This is a genomic window from Rhodococcus sp. MEB032, assembly GCF_030208925.1.
Taxonomy (GTDB): Bacteria; Actinomycetota; Actinomycetes; order Mycobacteriales; family Mycobacteriaceae; genus Rhodococcus_F; species Rhodococcus_F qingshengii.
On the sequence record NZ_JARVSY010000034.1, the window covers coordinates 133,118 to 155,110 of the forward strand.

The window sequence follows — 21,993 nt, forward strand, 5'->3', positions numbered from 1 at the left end:
GAAACCGCCACTCTGTTGTTTGTTCAGTCCTTGACCTTCGCCATCGCCAGAACGTCGAGACGCTTGTCGAGTTCTTCCTCGCTCAGCTTGTCCGGGACGAGTCCGCGCTCGATGACGACCTGACGGATCGTCTTCTTCTCCTTGAGTGCCTGCTTCGCGACGGCTGCGGCTTCCTCGTAACCGATTGCCGAGTTGAGGGGCGTCACGATCGACGGCGAAGATTCGGCGAGTGTCTTGAGGTGCTCCTCGTGCGCGACCAGTCCGCTCACGCACTTGTCGGCGAACAGTCGAGAGACGTTGGCCAGCAAGGTGAACGACTCCAGCAGGTTGCGAGCCATGACCGGGATGTAGACGTTGAGTTCGAAAGCTCCGGCTGCGCCACCCCACGCGATGGCGGCGTCGTTTCCGATCACCTGAGCCGCAACCTGAGTGGTTGCCTCGGGCAGGACCGGGTTCACCTTTCCGGGCATGATCGAGCTACCCGGCTGCAGATCGGGGAGTGCGATCTCGCCGAGCCCGGTCAGCGGACCCGATCCCATCCACCGAATGTCGTTGGCAATCTTCGTCAGTGAGACGGCGATGGTCCGCAGCGCGCCCGATGCCTCGACCAGTCCGTCACGCGCGGCCTGCGCTTCGAAGCTGTTCTTCGCCGGAGTCAGCGCGTCGACACCGGTCGACTTGACCAGTTCGGCAACAACTTTGGGGCCGAATCCATCCGGAGCATTGAGACCGGTGCCGACTGCTGTTCCGCCGATCGGCAGCTCGCCGAGGCGGGGGAGTGTTGCGTTGACGCGCTCGATGCCGGCCTCGATCTGACGTGCGTAGCCGCCGAACTCCTGACCGAGCGTGACCGGCACAGCGTCCATCAGATGGGTGCGTCCGGATTTGACGACGGTCTTCCACTCGGTCGCCTTCGTGGCAAGCGCAGCATGCAGATGTTCCAGTGCCGGAACAAGATCGGTGACCGCTGCTTCGGTAGCTGCGACATGCGTGGCGGTGGGGAAGGTGTCGTTGGAGGACTGCGACATGTTGACGTGATCATTGGGATGTACGTCCACACCGGCGGCCTTCGCGATGGATGCGATGACCTCGTTGGCGTTCATGTTCGAACTGGTTCCCGAGCCGGTCTGGAAGACGTCGATGGGGAACTGATCGTCGTGCTTGCCTTCGGCGATCTCGTTCGCGGCGGCGATGATTGCGTCGGCCTTGTCCGCGTCGAGGAGTCCGAGGTCCTTGTTGACCTGCGCACACGCTGCTTTCAGCAGGCCCATTGCGCGGATCTGGGTGCGCTCGAGCGGGCGCCCGCTGATCGGGAAGTTCTCGACTGCACGCTGGGTCTGTGCTCGCCACAGTGCGTCGATGGGCACCCGAACTTCGCCCATGGTGTCGTGTTCGATTCGGAACTGTTGATCGTTGCTCTCCGTCATGGCTCCACATTGCCACTTTTCGAGAGCGGGTAGGGGACTACGTCCCCCGTGAGCGGTTAAGGAGTGCAGGGACTCCCTAACCACTCACGGGGCGGAGCCCATCAGAACGTCGGGGGAACCGCGCCCTCTTCGCCGTCGAAGTCGACGGAGCTGTACTCGCGCAGCTTCTCGAGACGGTGGTACGCGTCGATCATGCGAACGGTGCCGGACTTGCTACGCATCACGATGGACTGCGTGCTGGCGCCGCCGCCGTAGTAGCGGACGCCGCGCAGGAGGTCACCGTCGGTGACGCCGGTGGCGCAGAAGAAGACGTTCTCGCCCGAGACGAGATCTTCGGTGGACAGGATCCGATCGAGATCGTGACCAGCGTCGATGGCCTTCTGACGCTCTTCGTCGTCGGTGGGGGCCAGCTTGCCCTGCAACGATCCACCCATGCAGCGCATGGCTGCTGCGGCGATGATGCCCTCTGGCGTTCCGCCGATGCCCACGAGCATGTCGGTGCCGGACTCCGGACGCGCTGCGGCGATCGCGCCGGCAACGTCACCGTCGGAGATCAGACGGATACGAGCGCCGGTGTCGCGAACGTCCTGGATCAGCTGGTTGTGACGCGGGCGGTCCAGGATGCAGATCGTGATGTCGGAGACCGACGCCTTCTTGACCTTGGCCACGCGCTTGATGTTCTCGGCGATCGGTGCGCTGATGTCGATGACATCTGCGGCATCCGGCCCGACAGCGATCTTCTCCATGTAGAACACGGCCGACGGATCGAACATCGCGCCGCGCTCGGCAACAGCCAGAACAGAGATCGCGTTGGGCATGCCCTTGGACATCAAGGTGGTGCCGTCGACCGGGTCGACGGCGAAGTCACAGTCGGGGCCGTCGCCGTTTCCGACCTCTTCGCCGTTGAACAGCATCGGCGCTTCGTCCTTCTCGCCTTCACCGATGACGACGATGCCGCGCATCGAGACTGAGGAGACGAGCTGACGCATGGCGTCGACGGCTGCTCCGTCGCCGCCTTCCTTGTCGCCGCGGCCTACCCAGCGGCCGGCAGCCATAGCACCGGCTTCGGTGACTCGGACCAATTCGAGTGCGAGGTTACGGTCCGGGGTCTCACGATGAGTGCTGCTGGCCGTCATGTGCGGTGCCTCCTGGCGCGGTCGCGGTCGACGGGGTGTGTCGACGCAGTGGTTTCTTCAGGCGTCATTGTCCCAGATGGGAGCGGCTACGTGCGCTGTCGGGTCGCCGCAGAGACGTTTTGTCTCGCTCAAGGGGGACCGGGAATCGTATCTACTGCGGAGTACCTGGATACTGGGGGTGTGGCATCGAAGAAACCCCGCATTCTCGAAGACAACAAAGACATGGTCTGGTCTCTCGTACCGTTGGTGCTGTTCTGCATCATCATTGCGGGCATCGCCAGCCAGTGCACGTTCAGTCCTGGCGGCCCGACGCAGGGGCCTATCCCGAGCGTAGACGTGGACGCAGCTCTGAACTACGACGCGAAGGAACTCGGATTTCCCATTCGTAATCCCGGTGTTCCGGACGGGTGGACTCCGAACTCCGGCAGTCGCAAGATCATCTCCGGCGACGGCGGCGGAGATTCGAGCACTGTGGGATTCATCACGACCAGTGGTCGCTACATCCAGCTGACACAGAGCAACGCCGAGGAATTCCCGTTGGTGTCACATGTTGCCGGTGGACAGCGATTCGCGACCGGAGTCGAGACCGTCGGTGCCGATACGTGGAACGTCTTCGGCGGCGAAGGTGTCGAGTCGATCTGGGTCACGGACGTCGGGGATGTTCGCCTGTTGCTCACGGGCGCGGCGACGCCGGAAGAGTTCCGGATTCTTGCCGAGAAGGTCGGCGCAGCGCAGCCGATCACGCCATAGGATTTGCGGTCGGAGCGGACGCTACTCGTCCGCTTCGGCCAGAGCCTTTTCGACGCGGGCCCTCGCGCCGGCCAAGTGCTCTTCACAGCGCTTGGCCAACGCTTCGCCTCGCTCCCACAGTGAGAGTGACGCGTCGAGGTCCAGACCGCCCTGTTCGAGAATCTTCACGACGCTCACCAGTTCGTCCCGGGCTGCCTCGTAGCCGAGTTCGTTGATGTCGGTGTCGGTGGCGTTGCTCATTTTTCTCTTCCCATCACTGCGGCGCGAACGGCGCCGTCTGCAAGTCGAACTCGAATCTGGGTACCGGGTGGCGCGTCCTCGACCGAGCGCAGAACCTCCGGATCGCCGTCGGCGACAACACGTTGCACGACTGCGTATCCGCGGGCCAGCGTCGCGGCGGGGCCCAGCGTGGTGAGCCGGGCGCGCAGATGCTCGATCGTTCGGGACTCGGAGTCGATCAACCGAGTCACATCGCGTCGTCCGGCGGCTTGGAGCCTTTCGACCTCCTCGGCGCGACGGTCCACCGCGAGCAGCGGCGATGCCATGACCGGTCGAGTGCGCAACTGTTCGATCAGATGAGACTCACGCTTGACCCAGCTGCGCAGTGCCGCCGCGCTGCGGTCACGCAGATCCGCAACCAGGGCAGCTTCCGCAACCGCGTCGGGTACGACGCGCTTGGCCGCGTCCGTGGGTGTGGCTGCGCGCAGGTCGGCGACGTGGTCACTGAGCGGGCTGTCCGGCTCGTGTCCGATGGCACTGACGATGGGCGTCGTGCAGGCCACGATGGCGCGGCACAGCGCTTCGTCGGAGAACGGCAGGAGATCCTCGACGCTACCGCCGCCGCGAGCGAGGATGATGACGTCGACTACCGGGTTGGCGTCGAGTTCCTTCAGCGCTTCGATGATCTGGGGAACAGCAGTCGGGCCCTGAACCGCGGTGTTACGCACTGCGATGGCAACTGCTGGCCAACGACGATGGGCGACTGAGACGACATCCTTCTCGGCCGCACTGGCTCGGCCCGTGATCAGGCCGATCGTGCCGGGCAGAAACGGAAGCGGCCGTTTGAGCCGCGGATCGAACAAGCCCTCGGCGGCGAGCAAGGCGCGCAGTCTCTCGATGCGGGCAAGCAGCTCACCGATACCCACGGCGCGAATCTCGGTGACACGCAACGACACCGTTCCGCGTCCGGTGTAGAACGAGAGCTTGCCGAACATCACGACTCGCGAGCCCTCCGTTAACGGCACCGGGGAGTTGTGCAACAACTGCGGTGAGCACGTGATCGACAGCGACATGTCTGCCGACGGATCACGCAGGACGAGAAAGGCCGTTCGGGTGCCGGGGCGTGCATTGATCTGGGTGATCTGACCTTCGACCCAGATACTGCCGAGCCGATCGATCCAGCCGGCGACCTTGGCGGAAACCGTGCGGACCGGCCACGGCTGCTCAGCGCTGCTGGCGCCGGACGATCGCTGCGATGAAGCGGGGGGCGTTGCGGAAGTCACTTTGCCTTGGCTGTGGTGATGCGGTTGGTGAGCATGGTCTGGAACGGTGCGCGAGCGAGCGTCGCATTCTCGTAGTCCAGGACTGCGGTCAGCTCGTCGATGCTGAGCGTCCGGATGCGCGCACGGAGCTGTGCGAGTGTGAGGTTGGGGTAGTCGAGTTCGGTGACGATCTCGGGCTCTTCGGCAGGTCCGTCCGTCGTAGCTGCCATGGATTCGGACTCGGCGACGGGTGCGGGTTCCTCGATGGGGGCCGTCGGCTCGAGCGAGTAGAGCGCGAAGCGACCGGCGTTGGTCGGGGTGTCAGCGGTGGTCGATCCGGTGGAAGACGTCGGGTCAGCAGGCGCGTCGACGTCTTCGTCGAAGACCGCCCACTCGGGCTGTTCGTCCTCGGAAGACCAGTTGATCAGTGCAAATGCCTGATCGCCCTTGATGGCCAACGAGGTGATCGACTGCTGCACGCGCATGCTTGTCTGCAGCATCTGGCTCACGGCGGTCATCGGCAGGGCGACGGCGGTGGTGGGCAGCTTCTTTGCCTCTTCCATCGCGGTGACGGCGAGTCCCGCGGCAACGCGCGCCACGAACGGTGGTCGGATCATTCCCACAGCTTGCCGCAAAGCTCCGACAATCGGTAGCCGACTTGCCTGTGACGGCCGTACTCGTTTACTTCGGAACCTTCGGTCGGAGCCCGAAACCGAGGTGTTCACGTTTGCCGGAGTGTCTCACGTTCGAGGTGCCAGTAGGCTGGTCACATGTCTTCGGCTGTTCCTCTCAATCTCGGTATCGCGCACTCGGCTGATTCGCCGTCCACCCGCAAGGGCAGCGCCAAGCGCGTGCTCCTCGCCGAGCCTCGCGGCTACTGCGCCGGCGTCGACCGCGCGGTCGAGACCGTCGAGAAGGCCCTCGAGAAGCACGGCGCACCCATCTACGTGCGTAAGGAGATCGTCCACAATCGCCACGTCGTCGAGACGCTCGAAGATCAGGGCGTGATCTTCGTCGACGAAACCGACGAGGTTCCCGAGGGATCGTTGCTCGTGTTCTCGGCGCACGGTGTGTCGCCGGCCGTCCACGACTCGGCTGCCGAGCGGAACCTGCGCACGATCGACGCAACGTGCCCCCTGGTCACGAAGGTGCACCAGGAAGCAAAGCGATTCGCCCGCGACGATTACGACATTCTGCTCATCGGCCACGAAGGCCACGAAGAGGTCGAGGGCACCGCAGGTGAGGCTCCCGATCACGTCACCATCGTCGACGGCCCGGATTCGGTCGACGCGGTCACGGTTCGTGACGAGTCGAAGGTCATCTGGCTTTCCCAGACCACACTGAGCGTCGACGAGACGATGCAGACCGTCGCGCGCCTGCGTGAGCGCTTCCCCAATCTGCAGGACCCGCCGTCCGACGACATCTGCTACGCCACGCAGAACCGTCAGGTCGCGGTCAAGGCGATGGCTCCCGAGTGCGATCTCGTGATCGTGGTGGGTTCGCGGAACTCGTCCAACTCGGTTCGCCTGGTCGAGGTCGCGCTCGGGGCGGGCGCTGCCGCGTCGTACCTGGTCGACTACGCCCGTGAGGTCGATCTCGCGTGGCTCGAGGGTGTCCAGACAGTCGGCATCACGTCAGGCGCATCGGTACCCGAAGTGCTCGTGCGCGGCGTGATCGAACTCCTTGCCGAGCACGGATACAACGACGTTCAACCCGTCACCACTGCCAACGAGACTCTGGTGTTCGCCCTTCCCCGTGAATTGCGAGCAGCGCGCACGTCCTGAAACACGAAAATGCGGGGCACCTTCCATCTGGAAGGTGCCCCGCATTTTTTTTGTACTACCGGGCGCGTCTGTCAGGGCTCTTCGCGATCGCGGTACCGAACTCGCGGCGGCGGATACGCCGGAAGATCGACTCCGGGTGGGCGGCGGCGAGGGGGCAGCGGCGGCGATACGTCGTCCCCCGAAGCGAAGAAGGGCTCCATCCGCTCCTCACGTCTGGGCGACGGAGTGGGCTCGGGCGCCCGGCGGCGACCGTACGACGGGTAGTCGTCGTCTGCCACGGGCCGACTGTCGGGCTGGGGGCGACGCGTAGGCGGTTGGTGCGTGCGATCGACCCTGGGTGGCTGAGGGCTTCTCCGAGGCGGCAGCGGACGCTCGTCCTGGATTGACTCGCGCCTGGGGGTGCTTCGGTAGGCGGGCTGCTCGTCCACCTCGGGGGCGCGGCGACGCGGCGGCCCGGGGACGGGCGCGTCCGAGACTCTGCGGCGACGCCCGGTCTCGGGTGCGGGTTGTTCTCGCGTGGCAGCCGCAGAGGAGTCACGAGTGGTGGCCGCCGAGCGGCGGGAGCGGGTCGAGCGCGCGGGCCCGGTGGGGCGCTGATTGAGCAGGAAGTATCGGAAGCCACCGATGATCAGCACGACCACGGTTGCGGCCAACATGATCGGAAAGCGGTTGACCAACGGGTACGCGATGTTGATCGCGATATCGCGCAGCGCGGTGCTGTTGTCCTTGCCGATGAGCGTGTGCCCGATCGGCACCGCAGCGAAGAGCAGCAACGGCGGTTGGGCCATCGCGGTGAAGAGTGCTTTGTTCGAAGCGGCAACCACAGCGAAGAGACAGCCCAGGAAGTAGAACGTCGAGAACACCGCGGTGAGCTCTCCGCCGCCTCCGGTGGCATCGATCAGTACGCCGACGGCGGTCACACCGGCAGCAAGCAGGATCACTCCCCACCAGGGCAGGCCGGGGACGGTCACGATGAGCGATCGCTTGTCCAGCGGTACCCCGGAGCGAGCACGTTGGGTTGCAGACACATAACGACATTAGCGGTTCTTGCGTTGTCGGCCGTGTTTGTGCGGGTCGTGGCTGGCGCATTTATCGACGCGATGGCGCGATGGTTTCGGGTTCTTCGCCAAACGAACCGGACGGATTGTGTGCAGGGTCACCGGACGCTCGTGGGTTGGGGCACACCGACGAAGCCGTCAGCGTGGGAGATCGGCGGTGTCGGTGGGCTGCTCTACCGTCGGATTCATGAAGATTCTGCACACCTCCGATTGGCATATAGGTCGCACCTTTCACGGCGTCGATCTGCTGGCCGATCAGGCGAGTGTGCTCGGTTCCATCGCAGATTCCGTCCGCGAACACGGCGTCGACGTCGTGGTCGTGCCGGGGGACATCTACGACCGCTCGATTCCCAGTTCCGACGCGGTCACCGTGTGCAATCGAGGCTTCGAGGCAATCCGGGCGGCGGGGGCGGTCATCGTCGCGACTTCCGGCAATCACGATTCCGCGGTGCGGCTCGGAGCCGGGGCATCCTTTGCCGCTGCCGGCGGCTTGCACTTGATCACCCGAGTCGGCCAGATCGGTACTCCGGTGATGCTGAGCGATCAGTTCGGGCCCGTCGCCTTTTACGGGATTCCGTATCTCGAGCCGGAGATCACGCGCGTCGAGTTGGACGTGCCCCGGGCTCGTACTCATTCCGACATCCTCGGAGCGGCCATGTCGCGTGTTCGGCGAGACCTCGCCGAACGAACAGCTACCGATCCGTTGACTCGGTCGGTACTGCTCGCGCATGCCTTCGTCGTGGGCGGTGAGGCGTCTGAATCGGAACGCTCCATTTCGGTCGGCGGAGTGGAGACCGTCGCAGTGGGCGAATTCGACGGCGTCGACTATGTCGCCCTCGGACACCTGCATTCTCCGCAGATGCTCTCGGAGAGTGTGCGGTACTCAGGTTCACCGTTGCCGTATTCGTTCGGTGAGCGCAGCCACCGCAAGGCTGCGCTTTTGATCGAACTCGACGCAGCCGGTCTGTCGTCGGTGCAGCGCCTCGATCTTCCGGTGATTCGAGGGCTGAGCCAGGTGACGGGAACTCTCGAGGATCTTCTCACCGAGTCGAAGTACGCCGATTCCGAGCAGTGCTACGTCTCCGCTTTGCTCACCGACCCGGTTCGTCCCGTCGATGCCATGAGGCAGCTCCAGGCACGTTTCCCCTTTGCCGTTCACCTCGAATGGCAAAGGCCGGAAGGACAATCGGATCTCAAGTATCGCGACGCGGTACGGGGTCGAACCGACATGGAGATCGCCCGTGGCTTTGTCTCGGCCGTGCGTAGTGACCCGTCCGAGCGGGAGGTCACGTTGATGGCCGAAGCGCTCAGCGCTGCCGCGCGCGCCGAGGAGTCCACGGTAGAACTGAGTGAAACCGCGTGAGGCTGCACAAACTCGAAGTCAGCTCTTTCGGGCCCTTTGCCGACACTGTCGAAGTCGACTTCGACCGTTTGGGTGCAGACGGGCTGTTCCTTCTGCACGGTGACACCGGGGCAGGCAAGACCACGATCCTCGACGCGGTTGCGTTCGCCCTGTACGGGCGGGTGCCGGGTGCGCGCAACGAGGGCAAACGGCTACTGTCCGATCACGCGCCCGCCGGTTCGGTGCCGCGCGTGGAACTCGAAGCGACCATCAGTGGTCGCAGAATCAAACTTGTTCGTAGTCCAGAGTATTCGCGCCCGAAGAAGCGTGGCACCGGTTCGATCACAGAGAATGCAAAGGCCACACTGACGTGGTTGGACGGCCGCGGCGAGAATCTTTCGCGCATCCCTGACATCGGTGACGAGATCAACCGCCTCATGGGCATGAGCGCTGATCAGTTCTTCCAGGTGGTGCTCTTGCCGCAGGGTGAGTTCGCCAAATTCCTGCGTGCCGAGAGTGACGAGCGAGGCAAACTGCTCGAGCGTCTGTTCGACACCAAACGTTTTGTCTCCGTCGAGGCATGGTTCGACGCCAAGCGAAAGGCAAGTGCGACCGCGCTCGCGGCCAGGGAGCAATCCGTGCGGCTGCTGCTCGCGAAGGTCGAGACAGCTGCGGGACTCGAGGTAGGCGCCGAGGCACACCCACTGGAATGGTCGCGCAAACTCCTCGCCGAGGCTCAGGACACCCGCGATGCAAGTCTTGCGGAGCTGGTGACCGCGAAAGATGCAGCAGCCGAGGCTAATCGGGTTCTGTCGGCGGCGCAGCGAACCGCAGATCTGGTCGCTCGCCGTAATCGTGCGACCGCTGAACTCGCAGCATTCAATACGGGCGCCGCCCAAAGAGCTGTGATCGGCGCTGAACTCGAGACCGCCAAGCGCGCACTGCCGGTGGCCGCTGTCGCCGGCGATGTGGACGCTGCCGGCTTGCACCTCGCTGCCGCACTCGAATCGATGACCGCAGCGATGTCGACCTACTCCGCAACGGACGGTCCGGAGATTTTTGTGCCGGAGGTGTGGCCACCCACCGACGACGAGCGTCAACGCGTCGTAGCTCGGATCCGGACCTGGCGTGACGAGATCGTTCGTCTCGACGCGATGGCGGAGGACGCTCGCAGAGCCGATGCGGCGGAAGCCGAGATCGAGAAACTCGGAGTTCGGCGAGACGCCCTGTCCGAGCGCATGGATGCCATCGCGGTTGAACGAACTCAACTACCGGAACTGGTGCGCTCGGCCGGCCAAAGATTGGACGATGCGCAACGCGCGCATGCCACTCTGCCCGGCCTCGAAGCTGCACTGGCCAAAGCATCGGATGCTGCGGCAGCGGCTCATGAATTCGTCTCTCTGCGTGCGCAAGCCGAGAAGATTCGTGTGCAGGTGTTGGATGCGCGCGACGCCCATCAGAGTGCTCGCGGGCGCTGGCTCGACCTCGTGCAGAAGCGTATCGAGGGCATGGCGGCGGAGTTGGCGAGTTCACTCGCGCCCGGTGACCCATGCCAGGTGTGTGGTTCGCGTGAACACCCTGCGCCGGCGCAGTCTGATGTCGTGACGGTCACCGAGCCCGATCTGGAAGTCGCGTCCGCAGCCGAGCGTGCGGCCGAGAAAGCCCTGAGCAAGGTAGTCGACCGCCAGGTAACCGTCGACCGTGACATCGACCGGGTGATCGCCCGCGGCGGGGACGGCGACGTCGCAGAACTCGACAGGCTCCGCGCCGCGGCTCGGAACGCCGTTGACGAGGCGACCCACTCTGCCGGTCAGGTTGGAGGGTTGGCCGACAAGCTCGGGCATCTCAACGAGCGTGACGGCGAGCTGCAACAGGAATCCGCTTCTCTGACGGCCGAATTGGCGGCACTGACCGAGCGTACGACGACTCTGTCGGCCACGGTCGAGCAGATTCGAGCGGCGATCGTCGCTGCGGTGGGAGAAGATTCGACCATCGCTGCTCGGCGCTCGTGGTTCGAAAGGCTTGCCTCCGCTGCCTCGGCGGCGTCTGAGATGCGTGACGACGCCGTTCGTGCGCAGGCGCGATCGGCGGAACTGTCGACCAAACTGGCCGCTGCGGCGGCCGCTGCTGGATTCGATTCGGTCGAGGCTGCGATCGAAGGGGTGAGATCGCCGGCCCGAATCGCGGCGATCGAAACGGAACTCGCCAAAGCACGCGACCTCGAGGTGGCCGCTCGGACGGTCCTCGACGACCCCGAGGTCGTTGCGGTGAGCGAAGTCGAGACAGTCGACGTCGACGGTCCTCGCGAGCGTGCTCTTCAGTGCGCCGAGGTGGTGAACTCGGCTGTTGCAGCTGCTTCCCTGGCCGAGAACCGTGTGTCGGATCTCGAACGGTTCAGCGGACAACTCGAGAAGGCATACGAAGCGGTTGCACCTGAGCGGGAACTGCACGACGAACTCGCGGCGCTTGCCGACGTGATCGCCGGTAAAGGGCAGAACAGTCGCAAGATGTCGCTGAGGGCTTATGTACTCGCGTCGCGGTTGGAAGAGATCGCCGTGTCGGCATCGGTTCGGCTGCAGCGGATGTCCGGGGGCAGATACGAGTTCGTGCACAGTGACGAGGCAGGTTCTCGGGGTCGCCGCGGCGGTCTGGGGCTCGACATCCGGGACGACTTCACGGGTGTCGTTCGCTCGGCGAAGACGCTCTCGGGCGGTGAATCATTCTTGGCGTCGTTGTCTTTGGCCCTCGGACTTGCCGATGTGGTTGCGGCGGAGTCCGGCGGAATCGTTCTCGACACGATGTTCATCGACGAAGGATTCGGCACTCTCGACGCCGACACCCTCGACTCGGTGATGGCTGTGTTGGACGAGCTTCGCGACGGTGGACGAGTGGTGGGCATCGTCAGTCACGTGGACGAGATGAGGCAGCGAATCCCGAGTCGCCTGCACGTCATTCGCGGACGTGCAGGCTCCTCGGTGAAGGTGATCGCGGGCTGATCAGGCCTTTTTGTTCTCTACCTCTGACTCGGCGTCGTCGTCTTGATCCTCGAGGATGTCCGACGCATCGCCGGCGGGCATCGGCTCGTTGTCGCTTGCGCGTTCGTCGATCTGCTCGCCGATGTACCGGATGACAACTGCTGCCACAGCGGCGACGGGCACTGCGAGGAAGGCGCCGACGATGCCGTACAGCGAGCTACCGGCGGCCACGGCAAGCAGCACGATGACGGCGTGGAGTTTCATCGACTTGCTCTGCAGCACAGGCTGAAGGACGTTTCCTTCGATCTGCTGAACGGCCAGGATGATGATCAACACGATGATGGCGGTGGTGAGACCGTTGGCCACCAGCGCAACCAACACGGCCAGGGCGCCGGCGACAAACGCACCGACGATCGGGATGAAGCCACCGATGAACGTGAGAATTGCCAGCACCGGTGCCAGCGGGACCCCGAGTATCAGCAATCCGGCGCCGATGAAGACCGCGTCGATCAGACTCACCAGTGCTTGTGTCCTGATGAATCCGCCGAGCGTGTCCCACATGCGGGTGAGGACCTCTTCGAGATGCCGACCGGCACGGCCGCCGCCGACAGCGTGGAGCCAGGGGATGAACCTCGGTCCGTCCTTGATGAAGAAGAAAGCGAGAATCAGGACCAAACCGAGCGTGACCAACAACGAGCTCGCTGTGCTCACGCCGCTGAAAACGCCTGAAGCGATGGCGGTTCCACTTTCCTGCACCTTGGTGATGACGGCATGGACGGCGTTGTCGATCTGGTCGTCCTTCAGGTTCAGCGGCGGACCCTGGAGCCAGTCCTGAACCTGGTTGATGCCCTCGGTGGTCTTGTTCGCGAGCTCGGGGGCCTGGCTGACCACTGACGGAACGATGCCGGCGATCACACCGGCCAGGATTCCGATCGAGAGCACCAGGGTGATGCCGGCTGCCGCGGCCGGTGGCATCCCGCGCTTGATCATGCCGCGGGTCGGCGGCCACATGACTGTCGCAACAACGATAGCCAGAGCCACCGGCAGGATGATGACCCAGAGCTTTTCGATCAGCCAGCCGAAAATCCAGGCGCCCAGCGAAATCGACGCCAACACCAACGACCATTTTGCGAGCCACATACCCCCTTGCCCGATGATCTCGCCGCGGTCGCGCTTGCGCACCCCTGCGGACGTCCCCTTGTCTTGCTCGCTCACTGATCGTCCTTTCCGTCGGCGCAGGGATCTCCTCGCCGATGTGCGAATCCGGTGATCTAGCTGAGCTGATCGTAACGACTGCATGCGATAACTCGTGTGTTGCGCTGCAATACTGTGTTTTGAAGCATGCTGATCGGACTAACATTTCCGTCATGAGAATCGCAGCAGCAGTCGGGGCAGCAGCAATCGTCGTTCTCGGGCTCACCGCGTGTAGCACCGAGGATCAGGACAACGCGCAGAACAAGATCAGCGAGGCAGTCACGAGCGGGCAACAGGCGCTCGAGACGGCGAAACAGTCAGCGGGCAACGCCATCGATCAGGGCAAGACGGCGCTGTTCGTCGCCACGTTCCGTGGGGCTTACGCACCGTTGGCGGAGAACCGCGACGATGCAGACATCGAGGAGATCTTGACGACCACGTGTACCGAGGTCGCCAACGGCACGGACGAGGCGGAGGTCAAGACCAAGATCACCGACCTGGCCGAGAACAACGGCAACAAGCCCACCGACGAGCAGGCCGGCCACATTTACGAACTCGCGAAGGCCACCTGCCCCTGACCGGATTCAGCAGCAGCGGGCGCCTGGGTTGGCGTCGGCTGCTGCGTGACGGCGGCGCCAGAACTCTCGTTCGCTGATTACCGGTGAGTCGGCGTGGTGGCGTCGGGTGTGCTCGACGTAGCGCTGATAGTCGAGATCACCCATCACCGAGCGAACCCACCACAGCGTTCCGCGGAACGCTGTGGTGAGTTTTGCCGTCATGGTCGCCGTCGTCATGGTCAGTGCCCACCTCCGTGTGCGGCGCCGGGCGCCCGGACTTTCCCGGCTTTGATCAGCTCGTCCCATTCTTTCTGGATTTCCTTCTCCGCGGGCGTCGGAATGAAGCTGGCGGGTCCGAAGATTTTCGACGGTTCTTCCGGGGACTCGGTGGTCGGCAGCCCGCCCGCTCGGATTGCCTTGGCACATACGATGATCCCGGCGATGACCACGACGATCACCAGTGACGCGAAGATGATCGACAACGTGCCCTGGATGAAGGTGTTGCGAATGACGGCATCGATGGCCTCCGGAGTCTTCGCGGAACCGTGCGCCGTCTCGCCGGCAGCCTTCGCGTCCTTGAACACGTTGTGCTGAGCCCAGTAACCGATCGCGGGGTTGTCGGAGAAGATCTTCTGGTACGACGCGGTCATGGTTACGACCAGGTCCCACACCAGCGGCACGCCGGGAATCCAGGCCCATTTGAACAAGCCCTTCTTCATGACGATCGTCATGACCACCGTCAGCGCGATCGCGGCGAGTAGCTGGTTGGCGATGCCGAAGAGCGGGAAGAGTGTGTTGATTCCGCCCAGCGGATCGGTGACACCCATGAGCAGAATCGCGCCCCAGGCAGCGACGACGATCAGCGAGCACAGCCACGCGCCGATGCGCCACGACGGGTCCTTGAACTTCTTTGCCGGACCGCCGAAGTTGCCGAGCGAGTCGGAGAGCATGAATCGAGCGACGCGGGTGCCGGCATCGATCGTGGTGAGGATGAAGAGCGCCTCGAACATGATCGCGAAGTGGTACCAGAACGATTTCAGCGAGTCGCCGCCGAAGACGTCGCTGAGTACTTCGGACATTCCGAACGCGAGCGTCGGGGCGCCGCCGGTTCGCGAGATGATCGATTCTTCGCCGACGGCCTCGGCTGCCTGAGTCAGCACGTCCGGTGTGATGGGGGCAGTGCCGAGGGGCAGATTGTTGACGTATTCGGCTGCGGTTTCCGGTGTTCCACCGGTCAGTGCCGCGGGAGCGTTGAGTGCGAAGTACAGGTGCTGATCGAGGATGCAGGCGGTGACCAGAGCCATGATCGCGACAAACGATTCGGTCAGCATGCCGCCGTACCCGATCATCTTGGTCTGGCTTTCCTTCTCGAGCAGCTTTGGCGTCGTACCGGACGCGATCAGTGCGTGGAAGCCCGAGAGTGCGCCACAGGCAATGGTGATGAACAGGAACGGGAACAGTGAACCGGCAAAGGCCGGGCCTTCGCCGTTGGAGGCGAACGGCGTCACTGCCGGCATGTTCAGCGCGGGTCGTGCGACCAGAATTCCGATGGCCAGCAGCGCGATGGTGCCGACCTTCATGAACGTCGACAGGTAGTCGCGCGGTGCCAGGAGCAGCCAGACCGGCAGCACCGATGCGGCGAATCCGTACGCGATCATCAGCCACGCGATGGTGACCTTCGAGAGTGTGAACCAGTCTGCGCCCCAACCGGTATCGGCAACCCATCCGCCGGAGACGATGGCAAGGAGAAGCAGGACGACGCCGATCAGGGAGACCTCGGAAACCTTGCCCGGCCGCAGATACCGCAGGTACACGCCCATGAACAGCGCGATGGGGATGGTCATCGCGATCGAGAACACTCCCCACGGGGACTCGGCGAGCGCATTGACGACCACAAGTCCGAGCACCGCGATGAGGATGATCATGATGACGAACACGCCGATCAGTGCGGCGACGCCGCCGACGAGGCCGAGTTCTTCGCGGGCCATCTGACCGAGGCTGCGCCCGCGGCGCTTCGACGAGATCCACAGGACCATGAAGTCCTGCACCGCCCCGGCGAACACGACGCCGACGATGATCCAGATCGTTCCCGGTAGGTATCCCATCTGCGCGGCCAGGACGGGTCCGACCAGGGGACCGGCACCGGCGATTGCCGCGAAGTGGTGACCGAACAGCACCCGACGATCGGTCGGCATGTAGTCGGCGCCGTTCTCCATGATCTCGGCGGGAGTGGCGACGTCGTCGCGGGGTTTGACGATCTTGCGTTCGATCAACCGCGCATAGAAGCGGTAGGCAATCAGATAAGTGCAAATTGCGGCCAACACGAACCAGACGGCACTGATGTGTTCACCGCGGACGATCGCAATCATGTACCAGGCGCCCGCGCCGACCAGTCCGAGAACAAGGAAGACGACGCGCGCAGTCGTGGAGATGGGTGTTTTGTCGATGACGCCGACAGGTGGCAGGTCAGGATCGGTTTTCAGGTACTCGACATTTGGTTCCGGCGCAGTCGTCAAGCTCATCGTCGAACTCCGTCCACTAGTGCACGTGTGGCCGCCGTCACAGCGGGCCATCTGTCACTGTAGGACCAGAAGGGTGAATCCGCGCGATCTGAAACGCGGGAGTCGACCGACGTCAGAATCGGTGAGCGTCGGCGTCGATCCAATCGGTGAGCCAGCTCTGCGGCGGGGAGTCGAGCAGTTCGCCCGGCATCAGCCAGTCGAACAGGTCGGCATAGGTGCGAGTGGTGAGACCGTCGACGCGGCGGTTGAGCATTCCCGGTTGCAGTTGGTCGAAGGAATCGATGCCCATCGACGCGATCATCTGTTGCGCGCTGGCGACGGTTGCCTTCTGGAATCGGTAGACGCGCTCGCTCTTGTCGGGGATGTCGAGTGCGCGGGTGCGTGCCGGATCCTGAGTGGCAACGCCGACCGGGCAGCGGTTGGTGTGGCACATCTGGGCCTGAATACAGCCCACTGCGAACATCATTGCGCGGGCCGCCATCGTGAAGTCTGCGCCCTGGATGATGCGTTTGACGATGTCGGAACCGCTCGCCACCTTTCCGGAAGCGCCGACTTTCACGAGAGGGCGCAAACCAGTTCCCACCAGAGCGTTGTGCACCAGCATCAGGCCCTCGGTCAACGGCATGCCCATGTGGTCCTCGAACTCCACCGGACCTGCGCCGGTGCCGCCTTCGGAACCGTCCACGATGATGAAGTCGGGCGTGATACCGCGTTCGATCATCGCCTTGCAGATTCCGAGGAATTCACGACGCGAGCCGACACACAGTTTCATCCCGACCGGCTTGCCTCCCGACAGTTTTCGCAGGGTCGCGATGAAATCGACCAGTTCGACCGGGGTGCTGAACGCGGTGTGCGCGGGTGGCGAAATCACGGTCTGGCCGACGGGTACCCCGCGGGTTTCGGCGATTTCGGGGGAGACCTTGACTCCGGGAAGCACGCCACCCAACCCGGGTTTCGCACCTTGCGAGAGCTTGATCGAAATGGCCTTCACCTGATCGAGTCCGGCACGCTCGGCAAAACGGTCAGGATCGAATCGGCCGTCCTCGGTTCGGCATCCGAAGTATCCCGAGGCGATTTCCCAGATCAGATCGCCGCCGTGTTTGCGGTGATACGGACTGATCGCGCCTTCGCCGGTGTCGTGGGCGAAGCTGCCTTTGGCGGCGCCGGCGTTGAGGGCTTCGATTGCGTTGGCGGACAACGACCCGAAGCTCATCGCGGAGACGTTCAGGAGAGCGATGTCGTACGGCTTCGTGCAATCGCGTCCGCCGAGGCGAACTCGGGGAACGGTGTCGGGGGCGGTCCGTGCGCGAATCGAATGCGTCATGAACTCGTAGCCGATCGCATTGACGTCGCGCTCGGTCCCGAAGGGCTCTTCCGCCAGTGTTCCCTTTGCCCGCTCGTAAACCAGATCTCGCGTTTCGCGATCGAATGGCATTCCATCGGTGGATGATTCGACGAAGTACTGCTGGATCTCCGGTCGAATCTTCTCGAGGAGGAATCGCGCGTGCCCCAGGACCGGATAGTTACGGAGGATGCTGTGGGACTTCTGAGTGAGGTCGTAGGTGCCCATGGCCGCCAGCGCGAGTGTGACGACAGCGATCACCCACCATCCGGGCGAGGCGACAATTGCGAGCGCGGCGGTGCCGAGACCCACTATCCATATCAAGAGCACGATCAGCATCCGAGTCACCTCGAGAGCGTAGGCGCTCACTGTGACACGGCAGCGGTAAGTCTCCACTAGGTTCTGCGATAGAGAACCGAATCCGACTCTTTGGGGGAATGATGACCGAACCGCAATATCCGACCGACCCGCAGGATCCGAAGGAGCAGCAGTATCCGGCGGGCCAGCAGTATTCAGCCGGTCAGCAATATTCAGCAGGCCAGGAATATCCGACGGGCCAGCAGTACCCGACCGACCCGCAGTACTCAGCCGGACAGCAGTATCCGACCGGTCAGCAGTACAGCGCAGCCCAGCAGTACAGCGCTGCTCCCACGTACGCGGTGCCTCAGTACGGTCCGCCGAAGTCCAACGCGGGATGGGCCGTCGCGTCGATCATCTTCTTCTGGCCTATCGCGTTCGCCGCGTTCAACCATCTCCACGACATCTACCCGAAGTGGGCGATGGGCGATCACCAGGGCGCGCAGTACGCGTCCGAGCGGGTGAAGAAGCTCGGGCAGATCTCGCTCCTGATAGCCGTCATCTGCTGGGTGCTGTTCATCGCGTTCTACGTGATCTTCCTGGTTGCGATCGTGTCGTCCGTGGACTCGTATACCTACAACTGATCACCTGCCGCGACGTGACGGTGGGGCGAGTACCCGTCACGTCGCCGCGAGGCCGTAGAATCCACAGACCGTGAGCCTTACCCTCGGAATCGTCGGACTGCCCAACGTCGGCAAGTCCACCCTTTTCAATGCACTGACCAACAACGACGTGTTGGCAGCGAACTACCCGTTCGCGACCATCGAACCCAACGTCGGTCTGGTCGAGCTGCCCGATCCGCGGCTGCAGAAGCTCGCCGAGATCTTCGGCTCCGAGCGCATCCTCCCCGCGACCGTGTCGTTCGTCGACATTGCCGGCATCGTCAAGGGAGCGTCCGAGGGCGCAGGCCTGGGTAACAAGTTCCTGGCCAACATCCGTGAAGCGGACGCCATCTGCCAGGTAGTTCGCGTCTTCGCCGACGACGACGTCATCCACGTCGACGGCAAGGTCGACCCGGCCTCGGACATCGAGGTCATCGAGACCGAGCTCGTGATCGCCGACATGCAGACCTTGGAGAAGGCTCTCCCGCGTCTGGACAAGGAAGCTCGCAAGAACAAGGAGCTCAAGCCGGCCCACGACGAGGCGCTCAAGGCTCAGGCCTTCCTCAACGAGGGCACGACGCTCTTCAGCGTCAAGGACAAGCTCGATTTCTCGTTGCTGCGTGAGCTGAGCCTGCTCACCACCAAGCCCTTCCTGTACGTCTTCAACGCCGACGAGTCTGTGCTCACCGACGCAGCGAAGGTTGCGGAATTGCGCGCATCCGTCGCACCGGCCGACGCTGTGTTCCTCGACGCGAAGGTCGAGCAGGAACTCCTCGAGCTCGACGAGGAAGACCGCCAGGAAATGCTCGACTCGATCGGTCAGACCGAGCCGGGCCTGCACGCTCTCGCGCGCACCGGCTTCCACACCCTCGGACTGCAGACCTACCTGACGGCTGGTCCGAAGGAAGCTCGCGCCTGGACCATCCACAAGGGTGACACCGCGCCCCAGGCTGCCGGCGTCATTCACACCGACTTCGAGCGCGGCTTCATCAAGGCTGAAATCGTGTCCTTCGACGACCTCGTCGAGGCGGGTTCCATGGCCGCAGCCAAGGCTGCAGGCAAGGTCCGCATGGAGGGCAAGGAATACGTCATGGCTGACGGCGATGTGGTGGAGTTCAGGTTCAATGTATAGATCCATCACCTGTCTCAGGTGAAAATGCTGCCTTTCCTAAAAATGGGAGGGCAGCATTTTTTGTCAGAGGATTGAAAGGTTTGATTTAACCCCTGATCACGTGGACCCCCGGCTCAGCTTATCCGAGGTCCCGCATACGAGCGAGAAGCAAACTGCGCCGATGACGTGGCGGTATCGCAGCGCGGCCTCAATGAAGCGATAGAGTAACTTAACATTAATCTTCGAGGTGCTGCCCAAGGCGGTTCCATTTCGGTCTCGATGGGGTGCTGGGCTGTTTGGTTAGTGCGCGACGCATTTGGCACTCCAGCGCTCGCTGCTCGATTTGTTGCGAGGCGTCGACCAAAATGGGGTGAAACTCAAGCAAGTCCTGGATCCGAAGCGCGAAACAGTGAGTCGCCACGCAGCGGATCGACCCGTCCCGATTCGGAAGCTGGCTCTCGAATGTTCGACGCCTTTGGTCACGCGCGTAAGTGCCGGAAACAATTTCGTATCTGCTGACACTGATACGCTTCGCAATTGCGCAGGCTGATGCTCCCGATGCGCGAGGATCGTCCGGGAGAGTTGATCGATTGGCCAGTGTTGTCCGCATTCCTGTCAGGAGTCTCTCTCCTGATTGGGCGTCGGTGCAGGCTCTAAGCCAAGCCACTCCCGGACTTCCTGCTCAGTGTTAGAAGATTTGCTGATCAGGTCGTTAAACTCACCCATCTTGAGAATTCGATCTAGCAGGATCTTGCGGAGGTCATCCGCGCTAGTTGTTGGCAGAATCCGTCCGGCTCGGTTCGCTACCTGTAGCACGTATCTTGCGTGCGGGCGGACCACCAACTGACTGCGCTTTTCGGCATCAGAACGTGCTTGGCGAGCTAATGTGTCGATTTCCGACACTGAGAGGTTGCTCGCGGGGGCGTGGCTCGGCTTGAGGGTTTGCAACACGTTCGCAACAGCCAATATCACCTGATCGAGCCTCTCGGGACCAATGAGGGGGAGCGCCTTGTCATAAGTTCGGAGCTCTCGCGCTATACCTGGTACGACTCCGGTACCAGTGTCCTCTGTCGTCCATCCGTCGGGGATCGGAGTGTTCGGAGGATGTATATAGCCGGGGGCTGGCCCAGACAACTCAGCCTCGGGGGCTACAGATTCTAGGAAGTGTTTGAATCCTCCGAAGTTCGCCCATACCTGGGTGATCTCGGTTCCAAATACCAGCGTCAGTTGCTGCGAAAGGACAGCCAGTGCTACGGGCTTTCTCAGGTTGCGAACCGCAGTCGCCGTCTCACTGATGAGCGCTGCTTTAATCTCCGCGTCTCGATCGCGTTTCGGAACGCCGGCAGTCCCGTCATTCAATGTCGATCTGGATACGTCTTCACACTCGGTAGGTATGACTGCCGCCTCGTCCCCATTCGCGACGAAAGCGACCGCTGCTTCGATTGGCGGAGAATCAACTTCGCGGACCGATCGTTGCGCCTCGACGTCGAGGCCGGTGCGGAGATCCTGCGCGATGTTATCTACGGCAGCCAACAGTTCCGCCATACGCAGTGACATTCCAACAATCCACTCCGGCACAGTGGAACCAGGCTTATAGGTGTCCTCGTGAGTTAGTTCACCCCAACCATCTTGGAGTAAGGTTCGTGCTTGAACCTCGACCCGAACACGCCTGTTTCCCTTCATTTGTGGGACGGGTACAACAAGATTTACATGGTAGGCACGGTATCCCGAAGGTTTCGGACTGGCGAAGTAGTCTCGATGCGAATCATGCTCGACGGCGAGAGATTGAGATGTCGTCGAACTCTCGATCGGGAGTTCACCGATGATCTCTTGAAAAGTGTTTATGTCCGAAAGGTTGTTGCAGATCAGTCGCAGGCCCACCAAATCATCAATCGTTTCGGGCACGTCATCCAGTGCATTAATTTGACTGACATACTTCTCGCGATTTAGCTTGGCGAAAGATCGTTGCGCTGACTTGACTCGACTTGTGGAGATGCGAAAGCGTCCGCGGTCTACTGAGTCGATACGATGGTCAAGCAGTTCCTCGACAAGCCGGAGCGCTGTGGTCAACGCTGGCGAAAGGAAGCCCTTGTGTGCAGACGTGTGCCAATCCAAGTACTCCTCGTATCTCAGCTCAAACACGTAGCCCTCGATTCGTCGTTGTCAGGCACTGATTCTGCTGCCCTTCTAACCCAAAGATAGTGCATCCTGAACAATTGGTAGGCGCTCAGTGGAGTGACGATCGCATCATCTTCGTGCAATCCGAAATGATACTAGTCAGCGAATCGCACCGGAGTTTTCGAAGGCGTTGATATACGCTGAGTTTTCTGGAGTTTGTTTGTTTACTTCAGACAT

The 21,993-nt window shown here is 62.7% G+C and carries 18 protein-coding genes; 7 read left to right on the forward strand and 11 right to left on the reverse strand.

The annotated features are described in order from the left end of the window. Positions 1-23 precede the first annotated feature (23 nt). Both QRN54_RS27995 and glpX read right to left on the reverse strand, forming a co-directional pair. Entirely contained in the window at positions 24-1,427 is a 1,404-nt protein-coding gene (locus tag QRN54_RS27995) for a class II fumarate hydratase (protein WP_003945220.1), read from the reverse strand. A gap of 101 nt (positions 1,428-1,528) precedes the next feature. Further along, entirely contained in the window at positions 1,529-2,563 is a 1,035-nt protein-coding gene (glpX, locus tag QRN54_RS28000) for a class II fructose-bisphosphatase (protein WP_003945202.1), read from the reverse strand. A gap of 180 nt (positions 2,564-2,743) precedes the next feature. Between glpX and QRN54_RS28005 the strand changes: the two genes are divergently transcribed. Beyond that, positions 2,744-3,313, forward strand: a complete 570-nt coding sequence (locus tag QRN54_RS28005; protein WP_003945206.1) for a DUF4245 domain-containing protein — start codon at positions 2,744-2,746, stop codon at positions 3,311-3,313. Positions 3,314-3,334: 21 nt separating this feature from the next. Here QRN54_RS28005 and QRN54_RS28010 read toward each other — a convergent pair whose 3' ends face one another. The 3 genes from QRN54_RS28010 to QRN54_RS28020 are packed head-to-tail and all read right to left on the reverse strand — an operon-like array spanning position 3,335 to position 5,411. After that, positions 3,335-3,553 carry an exodeoxyribonuclease VII small subunit gene (locus tag QRN54_RS28010; protein WP_003945276.1) on the reverse strand — a complete coding sequence of 73 codons (219 nt, stop codon included), beginning with the start codon at positions 3,551-3,553 and terminating at the stop codon, positions 3,335-3,337. Beyond that, complete coding sequence (xseA, locus tag QRN54_RS28015) at positions 3,550-4,815, reverse strand: exodeoxyribonuclease VII large subunit (RefSeq protein ID WP_003945258.1); 1,266 nt, start codon at positions 4,813-4,815, stop codon at positions 3,550-3,552. The genes QRN54_RS28010 and xseA overlap by 4 nt, the downstream gene beginning before the upstream one ends. Further along, complete coding sequence (locus QRN54_RS28020) at positions 4,812-5,411, reverse strand: lipid droplet-associated protein (protein ID WP_141751485.1); 600 nt, start codon at positions 5,409-5,411, stop codon at positions 4,812-4,814. The genes xseA and QRN54_RS28020 overlap by 4 nt, the downstream gene beginning before the upstream one ends. Before the next feature lie 153 nt (positions 5,412-5,564). On the opposite strand from QRN54_RS28020, the gene QRN54_RS28025 reads away from it, so the two are divergent. Next, positions 5,565-6,578, forward strand: a complete 1,014-nt coding sequence (locus tag QRN54_RS28025; RefSeq protein ID WP_003945273.1) for a 4-hydroxy-3-methylbut-2-enyl diphosphate reductase — start codon at positions 5,565-5,567, stop codon at positions 6,576-6,578. A gap of 71 nt (positions 6,579-6,649) precedes the next feature. On the opposite strand, the gene QRN54_RS28030 is transcribed toward QRN54_RS28025, so the two are convergent. Beyond that, positions 6,650-7,606: a DUF6542 domain-containing protein gene (locus QRN54_RS28030; RefSeq protein ID WP_285183528.1), complete on the reverse strand. Its 957-nt coding sequence runs from the start codon at positions 7,604-7,606 to the stop codon at positions 6,650-6,652. Positions 7,607-7,823: 217 nt separating this feature from the next. Between QRN54_RS28030 and QRN54_RS28035 the strand changes: the two genes are divergently transcribed. Together QRN54_RS28035 and QRN54_RS28040 are read left to right on the forward strand one after the other, a co-directional pair. After that, positions 7,824-8,999, forward strand: coding sequence for an exonuclease SbcCD subunit D (locus tag QRN54_RS28035; RefSeq protein ID WP_285183529.1), 1,176 nt, complete (start codon positions 7,824-7,826; stop codon positions 8,997-8,999). After that, complete coding sequence (locus QRN54_RS28040; RefSeq protein WP_285183530.1) at positions 8,996-11,974, forward strand: AAA family ATPase; 2,979 nt, start codon at positions 8,996-8,998, stop codon at positions 11,972-11,974. Before QRN54_RS28035 ends, QRN54_RS28040 begins: the two co-directional genes overlap by 4 nt. Here the strand turns inward: QRN54_RS28040 and QRN54_RS28045 are convergent, their stop codons facing one another. Then, on the reverse strand, positions 11,975-13,168 hold the full coding sequence (locus QRN54_RS28045; protein WP_003945249.1) for an AI-2E family transporter: 1,194 nt from the start codon (positions 13,166-13,168) through the stop codon (positions 11,975-11,977). Positions 13,169-13,320: 152 nt separating this feature from the next. On the opposite strand from QRN54_RS28045, the gene QRN54_RS28050 reads away from it, so the two are divergent. Further along, positions 13,321-13,725 (forward strand): hypothetical protein, encoded by a 405-nt coding sequence (locus QRN54_RS28050; protein WP_003945253.1) that lies wholly within the window; start codon positions 13,321-13,323, stop codon positions 13,723-13,725. A gap of 6 nt (positions 13,726-13,731) precedes the next feature. Here the strand turns inward: QRN54_RS28050 and QRN54_RS28055 are convergent, their stop codons facing one another. From QRN54_RS28055 to QRN54_RS28065, 3 genes are all read right to left on the reverse strand, one after another. Next, the gene (locus QRN54_RS28055; RefSeq protein WP_003945213.1) at positions 13,732-13,941 is read right to left on the reverse strand and encodes a YbdD/YjiX family protein; all 210 of its coding nucleotides are present in this window, start codon (positions 13,939-13,941) and stop codon (positions 13,732-13,734) included. A gap of 2 nt (positions 13,942-13,943) precedes the next feature. Next, the gene (locus QRN54_RS28060) at positions 13,944-16,226 is read right to left on the reverse strand and encodes a carbon starvation CstA family protein (RefSeq protein ID WP_007726338.1); all 2,283 of its coding nucleotides are present in this window, start codon (positions 16,224-16,226) and stop codon (positions 13,944-13,946) included. Between the two features lie 112 nt (positions 16,227-16,338). Then, positions 16,339-17,916, reverse strand: coding sequence for an FMN-binding glutamate synthase family protein (locus tag QRN54_RS28065; protein WP_285183547.1), 1,578 nt, complete (start codon positions 17,914-17,916; stop codon positions 16,339-16,341). Between the two features lie 89 nt (positions 17,917-18,005). Between QRN54_RS28065 and QRN54_RS28070 the strand changes: the two genes are divergently transcribed. Both QRN54_RS28070 and ychF read left to right on the forward strand, forming a co-directional pair. Beyond that, complete coding sequence (locus tag QRN54_RS28070) at positions 18,006-18,509, forward strand: CD225/dispanin family protein (protein ID WP_285183531.1); 504 nt, start codon at positions 18,006-18,008, stop codon at positions 18,507-18,509. A 70-nt stretch (positions 18,510-18,579) separates the two neighbouring features. After that, a complete protein-coding gene (gene ychF, locus QRN54_RS28075; RefSeq protein ID WP_019744568.1) occupies positions 18,580-19,659 on the forward strand; it encodes a redox-regulated ATPase YchF in 1,080 nt (359 codons plus the stop codon). Positions 19,660-20,253: 594 nt separating this feature from the next. Here ychF and QRN54_RS28080 read toward each other — a convergent pair. After that, positions 20,254-21,780: a GTP pyrophosphokinase gene (locus tag QRN54_RS28080; protein ID WP_285183532.1), complete on the reverse strand. Its 1,527-nt coding sequence runs from the start codon at positions 21,778-21,780 to the stop codon at positions 20,254-20,256. Positions 21,781-21,993 lie beyond the last annotated feature (213 nt).

Coding starts and splice junctions, on each gene's coding strand:
- QRN54_RS28070 (WP_285183531.1), top strand. CDS start 18,006: ATGATGACCGAACCGCAATATCCGACCGACCCGCAGGATCCGAAGGAG.
- QRN54_RS28055 (WP_003945213.1), bottom strand. CDS start 13,941: ATGACGACGGCGACCATGACGGCAAAACTCACCACAGCGTTCCGCGGA.
- QRN54_RS28010 (WP_003945276.1), bottom strand. CDS start 3,553: ATGAGCAACGCCACCGACACCGACATCAACGAACTCGGCTACGAGGCA.
- glpX (WP_003945202.1), bottom strand. CDS start 2,563: ATGACGGCCAGCAGCACTCATCGTGAGACCCCGGACCGTAACCTCGCA.
- QRN54_RS28020 (WP_141751485.1), bottom strand. CDS start 5,411: ATGATCCGACCACCGTTCGTGGCGCGCGTTGCCGCGGGACTCGCCGTC.
- QRN54_RS27995 (WP_003945220.1), bottom strand. CDS start 1,427: ATGACGGAGAGCAACGATCAACAGTTCCGAATCGAACACGACACCATG.
- QRN54_RS28025 (WP_003945273.1), top strand. CDS start 5,565: ATGTCTTCGGCTGTTCCTCTCAATCTCGGTATCGCGCACTCGGCTGAT.
- QRN54_RS28035 (WP_285183529.1), top strand. CDS start 7,824: ATGAAGATTCTGCACACCTCCGATTGGCATATAGGTCGCACCTTTCAC.
- QRN54_RS28060 (WP_007726338.1), bottom strand. CDS start 16,226: ATGAGCTTGACGACTGCGCCGGAACCAAATGTCGAGTACCTGAAAACC.
- QRN54_RS28050 (WP_003945253.1), top strand. CDS start 13,321: ATGAGAATCGCAGCAGCAGTCGGGGCAGCAGCAATCGTCGTTCTCGGG.